This is a genomic window from Paenibacillus andongensis, from assembly GCF_025369935.1.
In the GTDB taxonomy this organism is placed as follows: domain Bacteria; phylum Bacillota; class Bacilli; order Paenibacillales; family NBRC-103111; genus Paenibacillus_E; species Paenibacillus_E andongensis.
In genome coordinates this window covers 5,924,093-5,936,729 of sequence record NZ_CP104467.1, presented here as the reverse complement: position 1 = coordinate 5,936,729, position 12,637 = coordinate 5,924,093, and the positions used below count along the sequence as shown (strand labels likewise).

Below are 12,637 nucleotides of genomic sequence, written 5' to 3'. Positions count from 1 at the left end.
AGCGGTACACCATTCTAAATGGTTGAGACACAGGGAGGGAATTCTATGCATCATCATGAGTCTGAAGTGCAGTCACATCAACACAAAGATTATTCTAATTGCAGCGGTCACAAGGGTCACCAAGGACACGATCATGCACACCATGGACATCATCATGGACATCACCACCATGGCCACAGCGGAAATAAACAGGGACTTCTGATTGCATTTTGTATAACAGCGGGCATCATGATTTTAGAGTTTGCAGGAGGTTTATGGACCAATAGCTTGGCGCTGCTCTCGGATTCGGGTCATATGTTAAGTGATGCAGGCGCTCTGCTATTAAGTCTCGCTGCCCTTTGGTTCGCAGCTAAGCCGTCTTCCGCACATAAATCCTATGGGTTTCATAGAGTTGAAATCTTAGCCTCTCTGTTCAACGGTGTCACACTATTTGTAATAGCAGGGCTTATTATCTGGGAAGCAGTTGGGCGATTTATGAATCCTCCTACTGTTGCCAGTGGTTCCATGATGCTCATTGCATGCGTCGGTTTAATAGCCAATTTGCTTAGTGCTTGGGCTCTGATGCGCAAAGGGGATGTGCATGGCAATCTCAACCTGCGCAGCGCTTATCTGCATATTCTAGGGGATGCTTTGGGCTCTGTTGGAGCTATTTTAGCCGGTGGGGCTATGCTGATTTTCGGTTGGTATGTGGCTGATCCAATCATTAGTATCATTGTGTCTCTACTTATTCTTAAAGGGGCTTGGAGTGTACTGAAATCAACGATTCATATATTGATGGAAGGAACTCCCGAAGCCGTGTCTTATAGTGATGTCAAACACGTGCTCGAGAGCATTGATGGTGTTATCAATGTTCACGATTTACACATTTGGACGATTACTTCAGGTCTTGATTCTCTGAGCTGCCATTTGCTCATTGCGGATGATCGTGATAGTCAGATCGTTCTCCAGCAAGCTATTCATCAAATCGAGGAACGATTTCAAATCACGCATGCTACTATACAAATTGAAAACTCGACTAACACCCACCCGGAACTAAAAGTATAGCTAAGCAAGCATTAAGGAGGGATAATCATGGGAAAAATAGGGATAGAAGCAAGTGAAAGAGAGGACACATGTGCTTGTACAGGTGCTGATTCGGTAGAACTTATGCAGGAACCTCAAATAACCGAGGAGCAAGCGGTAGGGATTGCGGAGGTATTCAAAGCCTTAGGCGACCCGACAAGGGTTAAAATGATCTATTACCTGCAGCAAAGGGAGCTATGCGTACATGATCTTGCAACGCTTCTTGCGATGGGGCAGTCGGCTGTCTCGCATCAGCTTCGCTACTTGCGGGATTTGCACATTGTCAAAAGACGTAAAGTGGGTAAAACGGTCTTTTATTCGCTAGACGATAATCATATAGAGCAAATTTTTGTTCAAACATTGGGACATCTTCAGCATATGTAGGACGGAAGCTGGCTAGTCATTAGCTGATGCTTCCGATTGCTTGCACTATGATTCGTTTTTTTGTTCTTCTATTTTTATTTTCTTTTGTTTCATCATCCAGACAGCATATTCAAGTGGTCTTGTAACCGCCTTCTGATAAATCGAATGTTGGCCAATTTTGCGAAAAACTTCGCGTGATGGCTTCGGATTGACTTCAAGAAGCCATACATGACCTTTAGGATCTACGGCAATATCCATGCCTAACTCGCACAACTTGCCGAATTTAGTTTCCAAAAAGTTAGCGAGCTTATAGGCAAAGCTGTTCATCTCTTTCTTGATTGCATCCATTTTTTCTTCAGAAGAGAAGCGATAGGCTAACAGTTTTTCCTGCGTTACCGCACTTCCGCCCCCATGCAGATTCGAAGTGATACTGTGATGAGGGCCAATACGGCCCGCACAACCGGTTACTTCCCACTCGCCTTGGCCATTTTTTTGAATTAGCAAACGATAATCATGCACCCGGCCATCCCTCAGAGTTAATTGGATTCCTTGTTGAACCACATAATCGGGGCTCAATTTCAGGGTATGCAGTTTGATCGCAAGCTGTTTTTCCGTAGCGCGGAATGGAGCGATGATGGTTCGCTGCTGATTCCTTCCTTGCAATAAATAAAGATCTGAACCGAGCTGTTCAATTCGTAATATTCCTCTTCCACCCGTGCCATTCTTCGGTTTTACGTAGATTAACTTGTGCTTCTTTAGCACCTTCAGCAGCTCCTGTACGGAGCTAAATCGTACAGTAGCTGGTAAATAGGGGCGAATGCTTTCATTCTCTGAAAGGGTTTGATGCATCGACCATTTATTAGCTAAAGGTCTGCTTAAAAAGGTAAGCTCGGCATGTTGATTCCGAAATGCTTTGAGTATCTGATAATTTGCCGCCGCTTTATACCGGCAACGATCATAAATAACAGGGGGCAAAGAAGTTCGCTTGCGAATCCATTTACCCAGACCCGAATCATACGTCAGCGTACGAACGGCATTGTCTCCTTCGACGTCATCCGGGGTAAATACCTCAACTTGAACACCAAGTTTCTTTCCTTCCCTACTTAGGCGTTGAAAGTAAGAAAGCTCTTCGAGCCGAGATTTACTTAAATAGATAGCGAGTACGCCCAGTCGTTTCGAAGACAAGCATAATCACCTTCTTCTCTCATTATTGATTAGGTATAGGCTGTAACGGATAATACGTTCAAGTGATTTTTGACGAATTTTGGGTTCGTCGAATTTCATTGGTTTAGAATTAGCTTCGAAAAACCAGATGTGTCCTGCGGTATCGACACCAATATCCATAGACATTTCACCAAGTTGATTACCGGATGACTTCTCAATTTGCGCAGCGAGTGTAACAGCGGCTTTACGAACTCGCTTCAAAATATTTGTCGCTTCCGTGGCGCCAAACGCACTCGTAAGCAATTTGCGTGGCTCGTCGATGGATCCGCCGCGAGGCACATGTGTCGTGATGCTAGCTCTACCCGCTACACGAGCTCCAATACCCGATACACTCCAGACACCTTTGGACGTCTTCTGAACTAAAGCGCGTAAATCGTAGGCGCGGTCTTTGTATCTTGTTAAAGCGATACCTTGCTGCACGATATAGTCATGAGTACCCCGGTGTTTATTCCATTCATTCCACAGTTCATCCGTGGAATTATGGTAACTATAAGTCATCTTCTTATCTTCTTGGCGGCTTAGCCTATAATTACGGCGGCCATTTGCAGTCGTTAATCGATCTATGCGCATAATGCCTCTCCCAGCTTTACCTTTTACTGGTTTTAAGTAGAGAACGGCATGTTTACGCAATAGTTGAGTCAGATCATTTGCTGAGTTCAATTGCAACGTATCGGGTATATAAGGTTTGCTTTCTTTGGCACTATTTAACCAACCAAACAAGGTCCATTTATTGAAGAAGGAAGGATTGAATAACTGAACGCTGGTGCTGCGATTGCATGATTGAATGGTTTGCTGGACCTCAGGCTTCATTTCCATCTTGCGATAGGGAATACGATTGTATACGACTTGTGGAGCGGGAACGAGTTCCCTGCTCCATTTTTTTGTTTCTTCATTAAAACGATAACCATATATTTCGGGGCTGGATAAGTTGAAATCCTTCGCAGTCACGATGTATACATCAACACCAAGTCGTTCGCCAGTTTGTATTAAATCCTTGAAATTGTCCAGATTGCCGCGAAAGACACGATTACTATCCTTTACTGTGAGAATGGCAAGAGTAGGCTTTTGTCGTATCTCATGAAGGAAGAAGCCCATTAATTTTCCCTCCTAGAGCGGAAGCGACTCAAAAAGAGGCAGTGCTCATATATATTTTGTAAGGTGGCAGTGTCTCCTTCTTTCAACGAGGGGTGTTTGAAGATGGATCTTCCCGGCTTAGCATTAGCTTCGAACATCCAAATTTTCTCGCTCTGATCAATACCGATATCGAAACCAAGCTCACCAAGCAAATGGTTATAGTTTTTCTCGATGCCCTCGGCAAGCTTTATGGCTGTCTCCTTGGCATTCGTAAGTATCTGTTCTGCACGAGTCCCATAAATTTGACGAAGCACCTGTTCGGGTGTCATCAATTGACCGCCATTGCGGATATGGGTCGTGACGCTGCCTTTCCCAGATTTCTTCGCGCCAATCGCTGCTACGACCCAATTGTTATTACCGTTCTTCGTTAAATGGAAGCGGAAATCAATAGGGCAGCTGTCAATTTCAATGAGACGAATCCCTTGCTGTGCGACATAATTCGTGAGACGGCCACGTCCAGTTCCAAGCATTTGCATTAAACCCTCGAATTTTCCGTAGCGGATGAGAACATTTTCACGGCCCTTGCGGTACCGAACAAAGTAACCTCGCTTAGGATTATACGTTACGCGGAAAATACCGATACCTAGGCTCCCTGCCGTGGGCTTCAAGTAAATGAATTTATGTTTATCAAGCATTTCCTTGATTTGATCAGCAGACGGATTGATTCGGGATTCTGGGACGAAGCGGAAAGCATCATCGCCATCTAACATCTTGTAAACGTCCCATTTATCAAAAAAGCTCCAGTTAAAGAGGGGAACCCCTCTACGTACAAATCGCTCCTTAAAGCCCTCAATACCTGCGGATTTCTCTGCTTTACGGCTGGACAGACGATTATAAACGACATCAGGCAAAGGGAATGTTTTGCGAATCCAGCCACCATCTTCTTTCGGGATAATTCCAGTAACGGTTTCTTGGATCCAGTTCACACTACTTGGGCTAAAAGCAAAAATAAAGGACTTATTAGAGCCTGTATTCATAATTTGGCGAATGAATCCAGTTTTTGTTCCGAATGGAGATGTACCGCTCACGACATTGGTTAAGATACCAATGACTGGGCCGATGCGAAGTTCTTTATTATTGTTATTGGCGACTAATACACTCCCTGTTCGAGGAATGCGTAAAGAGGCCATCAGGGAAAGCGGTATATACATATGCTGACCACTCTTCTTGATCAGACGAATCGGTAGGGTTGAGCTTTTGCTGCCGACCTTTACAGTAATCGATTTATTGCCGGTTAACCGTAAAGCTTTGACGAGTTCACTTGTTAAGTAGACCGATTTATCTGTTCGTTGTACGGCGTGGAGCATACACGTTGTCAAACTCATTAGGTTACCCTCCTAAACTTGTTGCCCTACGGGGCTTTCCGTGTCAAAGCAGGCAGACATAACCTTCTGCCTGCTCGGGCACTTCACAAAAGACAAGCTAGCTCAGCTTTTTGTGAAGTAAAAATTCAGCATAATGAATGGGGTTTGCGATAGATCTTGTGCGTGCTTTTTCGTTATGCGTTCGCGCAAAAATCGATCTTCCCGGCTTCGAATTCACTTCAAGAATCCACACGCGACCATAGGTATCAATCCCAAGATCAATGCCGAGCTCAGCCAGTCGCCCGTGATGAGCTTCCAGGAAAGGGGGGATCCGGCTTGAAAGCATGGCGAGTGTGGCAATAAGCTCATTTGCCTTGGAATCACCAAACTCCTTGGTAAGGAACGAGGACACATCTTCAGCAGTACCTCCGCCATGTAGATTTGATGTGATACTTCCAGGTTTGCCAATACGTACGGCCATGCCGGTACTTTCCCATAACCCACGGCCGTTTTTTTGCACTAGGGAGCGTACATCGTAAGCCGTTCCCTCAGTTGAATGGAGAGTTAGGAATTCTTGTATTAAATAGGGTCGCATACCAATCAGGCTGCGAAGCCAAAACCAGCACGAATCAAAGTTTATGAAATCACGCTCTATGGGTTGATTGTGAGCATCGCGCCCTTTTATATGATAAGAGCTGATACCGCCTGCTGATCTTATCTTGTGAATGTGCAATGCCCCTCTGCCTTGACTGCCGCCCTGTGGTTTGAGAAAGACGTCGCTCCTTGTACGAAACCACTTCCTCAGCTCGGTGCCGTTTGTCAGCAAGCACGTTTCAGGCAAATAGAGGTGCAGCGTGTTATCTTTTTGTAGGATTTGATCCACTTCCCACTTCCCGCTCAAGCCATAACCGAGAAAGCGAATATGGGGCGTCTCACGCAGCTTGCTCACATGGTAACGGTATTGTTGATAGCTCTCTTTGTTGTTAAAGAAACACCGATCATAGATGATCGAGGGAAGAGGAAAGAGCTTCTTCACCCATTCTTGTCTTTCACTTACATAGGTGTACCCCCGCACCAGCTCTTGCTTCCAATCGATTCGATTCGGCGAGAAAACGAACACGTCAAGACCCTTGGTGGCACCATGATAAGTAAGATGCTCATAAAAGTCTGAACTTCCAAAGGGCAGCTCTCGATTCAATTCCGTAACCATTATCCCTAACAAGGGACGATGTGATCTTTGCTGCATGCTTTCACCTCAGAACTTCGCTAAATAACGCGCATATTGCACAATTTGTTTCACAGATGGCCTAATTTTTCGTTCATTGTTAAGCGGAGTATTGTCATCCTTAGATGGTTTGGAGTTCACCTCGAGCAACCAAACCTTTCCTATTTTATCTACAGCAAGATCGATCCCTAGCTCTCCAAAATGATTAGGTATATTCGCTTCAATCCCTTTGGCAATTTCCAGAGAAGCCTTGCGCAAACGTCCTATGACAGAGACACGAAATGCGGATGAAAAAGGTGTCTTTGCCAGTGCTTCGGCTACGGTAGTTAGACTTCCACCTCGTGCCAGATTAGAGACAAAATGCTGCGTTCCTGCAATACGGGCAACAATCGAGGTTATAGCCCATTCACCCTGTGCCCCTCTCTGCACAAGTGCACGGAAATCAACAGGATTGCCGTCGGCAGTGATGAGATCAAGTCCTTGTTGTAACTGATACCGTTGTGTCTTAAGCTTGCCGGATAAAGATTGAAAAACAGCGGTTAACGAGGGGAAGGATTGTTTGCGAACCCCAGCGAGATTCGTGTAATGACAGGTGTAACCTTCTCCCGACTCTTTACGAATGCGAATAATACCTTTACCTAGACTTCCGGTAATCGGCTTGAGGAAGAGGACAGTATGGCGGGCAGCCATGGTTTTTAGCATCTGATAGTTTTTGAAGAGGTAGGATTCAGGTAAATAGCCATGGAGGCTGTTATTTTTGCGCAAGGCTTCGAAAACTTCCGTTTTATCCAAATATTTCTCATTGAAGATGTCAGTGGCAAAGCGTGTTTTGACATCATTCATAAATTGTTGGACATTCGTCTTATTTTCGAATTTGCGCGAGGTGAGTCGGTTATAGATGACATTGGGGATCGGAAACGTTTTTTTGCTCCAGGAACCATTGGAATACGAATACGCAGATAGCGTTTGGGCATTGGCATGCATTTCATCAGGTGGAAAAAAGCACACAATCGCCCCGAAAAGGTTACAGGCGTCCGTCATTTCTTTACAAAAAGCGGTGATAGCACCGAATGGACGATCAGTTGAGCCAGCATAAACCCGGCTAATCATGACGCCAATCAAAGGTCCAATCGACAAGGTGCTTGTGTTTTGCCTATAATGGAGATTGAGTTGGGCCCCATGAAGAAGACCGATTTTGGAAGCGAGAGCAGGGTTTACACGTAAACTGTTCGACGTTGAGGCTGTGACAATTTTGACATCCTGCTTGGCAGAGCCAAATCGCATAGTAATCGTTTGGTTGGACGGAACTTTCCATTTTTTTGCAATGGCTTCACTTAGAACAACGGTCCGATCATCCAAATAGATGCTGGTGCCTTGAATGGATATTCCAACTTTCGTCCGGGTCAATAGCGAACACTCCTTCCAGCATCAAAAATGGCATTGTTTGCTTAAGCAAAGTAAACTACTCCATCATATGAGGACATATTTCCCTTGGTGCCTAGGCATCTGTCTGAAAGTGCCCTTTTATTCGTTGAGAAAGTACATAGGCCGTACAACTGACAAATGAGGAGGAATTAAAATGAATGTGCATGATAAGGCTTACGAATTGGCAAAAGCAATTAAAGAAAGCAGCGAATACAAGGATATGAAGGAGTACCGTTCCATCATTGACGGCGATGCATCCAGTAAAATCTTGTTGGAAGACTTCCGCAATCGTCAAAATGAGCTGCAGCAGAAAATGGCTGGGGGCGACATGCCGCCGCAAGAGGAAATGGAACAGTTGCAGCAACGGTATGAGGAGCTCACCCGCAATCCGCGTATTAATCAATTATTCGACGCGGAGCGCCGATTGTCGATCGTACTTGAAGATGTGCAGCGGATTATTGCTGAGCCGTTAAAAGCAATGTTGGAATAATAAGAGTGTATCCCTCGCAGAAGTCTAGCCGTCTAGAATTCTACTCCTGGGATACACTCTTTTTTTAGCAGACTATCGAAGAAGAGAGATACCTGTTTACAAGGCTTGCTGTTGCGAAATATCTCGAAACTGTCTATAGTAAAAAGGGGATTTATTAAGAAAAGAGGACTTGAAACCGTTATGGCAAAAGCAAAAATCACGGAGCTCGATATCGTTAGAGCCTTCGCCATCCTTGCAGTCGTTCTGATTCATGTTACAGCGGACTGGACAGTGGATCCGGCATTGAAGGGGAGCAGTACAGAGTTAGTTATTTTATTTTTGAACAAAATAAGTTATTTCGCCGTTCCGCTGTTTATTTTTTTGAGTGGCATTGTATTGTTCTACATTTATACGGATAATTGGAGCGGGAAACAGGCTGGCATTTTCTATTGGAAACGTGTCCGCCAAGTGTTAGTTCCTTATATTGTTTGGTCCTTTTTCTACTATATATATAATCCTTGGCTTTGGACGCCGGGGCACCCCATTAAGTTTGATCTACGTGTTTTTCTGGAACAGTTAAAATGGGCAGATTCCGGCTATCACTTGTATTTCATGATTATTATCGTACAGTTCTACTTGCTGTTTCCGCTGCTAGTTTGGGCTGTTCGCAATGCGCCATGGTTTCGCCGAACGCTGGCACTTTGGGGTTTAGCGATTCAAGCAGGCGTTTACATTTACACCCACTGGTTCGGTACGATTAGTCATAAACCAGAGCTTTGCATAACGTACTTCGGGTATTTCCTCGTGGGCGGTGCAATTGGTATGAACTATGGTGCCTTTCGTTCTTGGATGGATCGGAACAAGGGTTGGGTGCTGCCGGCTGCAATCCTCAGTGGTTTGGCCTATGTAATGCTTTACCTACTCAGTCTAAAAGGATATAAGTTTGAAAATACGTGGTTCGAAATCTTATGGCTGCTCTATAGCATTGGCATTGGAGTAAGCTTTATCTGGATCGCGAAATGGCTTCTCCAAAAATCTACCAGAGTGGCACGATTCTTCGTCTCGCTAGGTTCGGTATCATTTGGTGTCTACTTGATGCATCCAGCGTTGTTATCTCTATGGAAATATAAAGTTCATATACCTGGCTCGATTTTGCTTTTTAACGTGTATAATGGCATCGTTTTTGTGTTGATTGTTGCGATACCTTGGGTGCTCACGCTGTTATATAGAAAAGTAAGAAAATGGTTAGCGATAGGATAGAGATGAGGACCCAATTGATTGGGTCTTTTTTTTTGATAACTTTCAGGCACGGTTGGTAAACATTAGGGGTTAAGTGTTTGAAAATTCCCCCCGGGTATCGGATAATTACAGTGACGGATTGTTGGACAGTCTGGATCAACGAAGTCGAGGTTACTCAGCTCGTGACAGTTTGTCGACCATATCGGTGGAGACTTTCTAAATATATTCTACATATAGAAAGAGGTTGTTGAACGATGAACGAAATTATTTCTTTACTGCAAAATCATCGCTCCATTCGTAAGTTTACGAATGAACCAGTTAGTTCTGAACAGCTGGATGCTATTCTGGCAGCCGCTCAAGCGGCATCTTCATCCAGCAATATGCAAGCGTACAGCGTTATCCATGTTACGGATGACGGGCTGAAGAACCAGCTTGCCGCGCTAGCCGGCAATCAAGCTTACGTCAGCGAGTGTCCGCTGTTCCTAGTATGGTGCGCGGATTTGCACCGCTACGCGCAGGCCGTCCACCGTCACGGGGACACTCCGGTTACTGGCAACGCTGAGAATTTCATCGTTGCCACGGTAGATGCTGCATTAGCTGCGCAAAATGCAGCCATCGCCGCCGAGTCGCTCGGACTCGGCGTGGTGTATATTGGCGGGCTGCGCAATAAGCCCGCCGAGGTGTCCCAGCTGCTGGGCTTGCCGCTGCTGGTGTACCCGGTCTTCGGCATGTGCATCGGCATGCCGGATCAAGAGCCGCTGCAGCGCCCGCGGCTCCCGCGAGAAGCCGTATACCATGAGAATCGGTATACGGATAACGAAGGCGCGGTCGACGTGTACGACGAGAGCATCCGCGACTATATGAAGGTTCGTACCGATGGCAAAGTCGATACGACCTGGTCCAAGGAAATGGCCGCCAAAGCGCAGCGGCCGCGAGAACACATGAAATCATTCCTAAGCACCCAGGGATTCGAGATGGAGTAAGCTTTAATCTTTCGCTTTGAACATATAAAAAGAACTTGTCTCATACAATGAAAATAGGATGAGATAGGTTCTTTTTTATCTAAAGCGAAAGGAGTGATCATTTTGAAAGGCTTTAAAAATGTCGTCTATATGAGCTTAGCGCTAGGCATGCTATTTTACTCCATTCCCCAATTAGAGTTTAAAGATGTAGGATCGCTGCCTATGGTGTTTAGCAGTATCTGGGTCGTGATGGCCCTGCTTGTGACTGCCGCTCATTTGCATCAATTACTTGGAGTAGATGAAGAGAAACGCAAAGAGATGAACCGCATCAATCGGATGAAAAAATGGCAGTTGGAGCAGCTGGTTCAAGGCCGCCGGAAACTTCTTCAGTTCCGTAAATAGCGAAGAAGAGAATTCCATTTTGACAACGAACGTATGTTTGTTATAATACAAATAAAGCATCCAATCCAATAGGGTTGGATTTTTTATTTAAGAAAAAGCTGATCTCATTGTTCTTGCGCTTTGGAACGATTATACTAGTAATACAGAGTAGTACAGGAACAAGCGAATGAGGTGTAACAGTTGGATACACAATCCGTGGATACGTTAACGAAACATGAACAAATTTTGCGCTATATTGAAAGCTTGAAGCTTGGCAGCCGGATCTCCGTTCGCAAAATTGCTAAGAACATGGAAGTCAGTGAAGGTACGGCTTACCGAGCAATTAAGGAGGCCGAGAATCAAGGTCTGGTCTCGACCAAAGAGCGAATCGGAACCGTAAGAGTCGAGAAAAAACTGCGGCAGAACATTGATAAGCTCACTTTTGCGGAAGTCGTTAACATGGTCGATGGGCAAGTGCTCGGCGGCTCACGTGGACTCCATAAGACGCTGCACAAGTTCGTTATTGGCGCGATGGAACAGGATGCCATGATGCGTTACATTGAGGCAGGCAGCCTACTTATCGTTGGTAACCGCAACGGTGCCCATATTTGTGCTTTGGAACAAGGTGCAGGCGTACTCATTACGGGGGGATTTAACACCAGTACAGAGGTGAAAGTCCTTGCAGATGAACTGGAGCTACCCATTATTTCGAGCAGCTACGATACATTTACGGTTGCCTCTATGATTAATAGAGCCATATACGATCGGTTGATCAAGAAAAAGATTATGCTTGTGGAGGACATTCTTGCGTCAGGTGCTTCCCTATATGCCCTCAAGGCTAATAGTACACTGAAGGACTGGCAGCGCATGTCAGAGGATACAGGGTACAGCCGTTTTCCTGTCGTAGACGAGTGGAACCGAATTATCGGTGTTGTGACCTCGAAGGATATGGTGGGGGCTAATTCACTGCAAACGGTAGATAAGCTAATGACGCGCAGCCCGCTAACTGTAACGCCCCAAACATCGGTAGCATCAGCGGCCCACATGATGGTGTGGGAAGGCATTGAACTGCTGCCCGTCGTGGATGCAAACCGTAAAATACTCGGCGTGCTTAATCGCAGTGATGTGCTGAAAGCCATGCAGTATATTCAGAAGCAGCCGCAGAATGGTGAAACGTTCGAGGATTTAATCTGGTCCGGACTGGAAGAAGTCAGGGATGAGAAGGGGACACTTCAGTTTCATGGCGTTATCACGCCACAGATGACGAATCATTTGGGGACGGTATCGGAAGGTGTTCTTACAACACTAATGACCCAAGCGGCCTATCGCATCGTGCAGGAGCATAAGAAAGGGGATCTCGTCATGGATAATATGTCGACCTACTTCTTAAAACCGCTGCAAATTGACTCTAAAATAGAAATACGACCCACCATCATTGAGGTGAGCCGTAAGTTTGGCAAAATTGATGTAGAAATCTATCATGCTGGGACTTTGGTTTCCAAAGCGATGCTAACCGCTCAAGTCATTTAACGCAGCATGCGATCGAAATGCCCGTGATTGCGAATGCCGGCGAATAAGTTGAACAGACCTAGCAAGACCAGCACAGTGCCGAAGATGCGGCGAAAGCTGGATTCACTAAAGAAGAAGATCTGGGTGATGGCAATCAGAACGAGCATCAAACCCATGCAAATATTCATGCGTGCCGAGTAGAGACCGCGTTTGGCGGGTTCCTTTTCACGGCGCGCTCGAAAGCTGAAATACACGGATAAGGCAAGCAGCAGGCAAATAAGAGAGAATAAAGTGATTTGAATCGCGAACATGTCGTACATCCGTCCTTTTAAGCAAGTTT

At 45.4% G+C, this 12,637-nt stretch carries 13 protein-coding genes; 7 read left to right on the top strand and 6 right to left on the bottom strand.

Annotated features, from left to right (window positions below):
• Positions 1–45: 45 nt before the first annotated feature.
• On the top strand, positions 46–1,044 hold the full coding sequence (locus NYR53_RS26570; RefSeq protein ID WP_261302112.1) for a cation diffusion facilitator family transporter: 999 nt from the start codon (positions 46–48) through the stop codon (positions 1,042–1,044).
• A gap of 27 nt (positions 1,045–1,071) precedes the next feature.
• The gene (locus NYR53_RS26565; RefSeq protein ID WP_261302111.1) at positions 1,072–1,446 is read left to right on the top strand and encodes an ArsR/SmtB family transcription factor; all 375 of its coding nucleotides are present in this window, start codon (positions 1,072–1,074) and stop codon (positions 1,444–1,446) included.
• Between the two features lie 45 nt (positions 1,447–1,491).
• Here the strand turns inward: NYR53_RS26565 and NYR53_RS26560 are convergent, their stop codons facing one another.
• From NYR53_RS26560 to NYR53_RS26540, 5 genes are all read right to left on the bottom strand, one after another.
• Entirely contained in the window at positions 1,492–2,610 is a 1,119-nt protein-coding gene (locus NYR53_RS26560; protein WP_261302110.1) for a YheC/YheD family endospore coat-associated protein, read from the bottom strand.
• A 6-nt stretch (positions 2,611–2,616) separates the two neighbouring features.
• A complete protein-coding gene (locus tag NYR53_RS26555; RefSeq protein ID WP_261302109.1) occupies positions 2,617–3,744 on the bottom strand; it encodes a YheC/YheD family endospore coat-associated protein in 1,128 nt (375 codons plus the stop codon).
• Positions 3,744–5,108 (bottom strand): YheC/YheD family endospore coat-associated protein, encoded by a 1,365-nt coding sequence (locus NYR53_RS26550; protein WP_261302108.1) that lies wholly within the window; start codon positions 5,106–5,108, stop codon positions 3,744–3,746. The genes NYR53_RS26555 and NYR53_RS26550 overlap by 1 nt, the downstream gene beginning before the upstream one ends.
• Positions 5,109–5,205: 97 nt before the next feature.
• Positions 5,206–6,333: a YheC/YheD family endospore coat-associated protein gene (locus NYR53_RS26545; RefSeq protein ID WP_261302107.1), complete on the bottom strand. Its 1,128-nt coding sequence runs from the start codon at positions 6,331–6,333 to the stop codon at positions 5,206–5,208.
• Positions 6,334–6,342: 9 nt separating this feature from the next.
• On the bottom strand, positions 6,343–7,719 hold the full coding sequence (locus NYR53_RS26540) for a YheC/YheD family endospore coat-associated protein (protein WP_261302106.1): 1,377 nt from the start codon (positions 7,717–7,719) through the stop codon (positions 6,343–6,345).
• Between the two features lie 172 nt (positions 7,720–7,891).
• Between NYR53_RS26540 and NYR53_RS26535 the strand changes: the two genes are divergently transcribed.
• The 5 genes from NYR53_RS26535 (at position 7,892) to NYR53_RS26515 (ending at position 12,318) form a co-directional block, all read left to right on the top strand.
• Positions 7,892–8,227: a YlbF family regulator gene (locus tag NYR53_RS26535; protein WP_261302105.1), complete on the top strand. Its 336-nt coding sequence runs from the start codon at positions 7,892–7,894 to the stop codon at positions 8,225–8,227.
• A 180-nt stretch (positions 8,228–8,407) separates the two neighbouring features.
• On the top strand, positions 8,408–9,466 hold the full coding sequence (locus NYR53_RS26530; protein WP_261302104.1) for an acyltransferase: 1,059 nt from the start codon (positions 8,408–8,410) through the stop codon (positions 9,464–9,466).
• 233 nt (positions 9,467–9,699) lie between these two features.
• Positions 9,700–10,428, top strand: a complete 729-nt coding sequence (gene nfsA / locus NYR53_RS26525; RefSeq protein WP_261302103.1) for an oxygen-insensitive NADPH nitroreductase — start codon at positions 9,700–9,702, stop codon at positions 10,426–10,428.
• Between the two features lie 93 nt (positions 10,429–10,521).
• Complete coding sequence (locus NYR53_RS26520) at positions 10,522–10,809, top strand: hypothetical protein (RefSeq protein WP_261302102.1); 288 nt, start codon at positions 10,522–10,524, stop codon at positions 10,807–10,809.
• A 180-nt stretch (positions 10,810–10,989) separates the two neighbouring features.
• On the top strand, positions 10,990–12,318 hold the full coding sequence (locus NYR53_RS26515) for a DRTGG domain-containing protein (RefSeq protein WP_261302101.1): 1,329 nt from the start codon (positions 10,990–10,992) through the stop codon (positions 12,316–12,318).
• On the opposite strand, the gene NYR53_RS26510 is transcribed toward NYR53_RS26515, so the two are convergent.
• Entirely contained in the window at positions 12,315–12,608 is a 294-nt protein-coding gene (locus NYR53_RS26510) for a YtpI family protein (RefSeq protein WP_261302100.1), read from the bottom strand. The two genes, NYR53_RS26515 and NYR53_RS26510, sit on opposite strands and share 4 nt — an antisense overlap.
• Positions 12,609–12,637: the final 29 nt, after the last annotated feature.

Bases quoted from the DNA above. Each gene is read 5' to 3' on its own strand.
- NYR53_RS26530 (WP_261302104.1), top strand. From the start codon at position 8,408: ATGGCAAAAGCAAAAATCACGGAGCTCGATATCGTTAGAGCCTTCGCC.
- NYR53_RS26555 (WP_261302109.1), bottom strand. From the start codon at position 3,744: ATGGGCTTCTTCCTTCATGAGATACGACAAAAGCCTACTCTTGCCATT.
- NYR53_RS26550 (WP_261302108.1), bottom strand. From the start codon at position 5,108: ATGAGTTTGACAACGTGTATGCTCCACGCCGTACAACGAACAGATAAA.
- NYR53_RS26565 (WP_261302111.1), top strand. From the start codon at position 1,072: ATGGGAAAAATAGGGATAGAAGCAAGTGAAAGAGAGGACACATGTGCT.
- NYR53_RS26545 (WP_261302107.1), bottom strand. From the start codon at position 6,333: ATGCAGCAAAGATCACATCGTCCCTTGTTAGGGATAATGGTTACGGAA.
- NYR53_RS26535 (WP_261302105.1), top strand. From the start codon at position 7,892: ATGAATGTGCATGATAAGGCTTACGAATTGGCAAAAGCAATTAAAGAA.
- nfsA (WP_261302103.1), top strand. From the start codon at position 9,700: ATGAACGAAATTATTTCTTTACTGCAAAATCATCGCTCCATTCGTAAG.
- NYR53_RS26570 (WP_261302112.1), top strand. From the start codon at position 46: ATGCATCATCATGAGTCTGAAGTGCAGTCACATCAACACAAAGATTAT.
- NYR53_RS26510 (WP_261302100.1), bottom strand. From the start codon at position 12,608: ATGTTCGCGATTCAAATCACTTTATTCTCTCTTATTTGCCTGCTGCTT.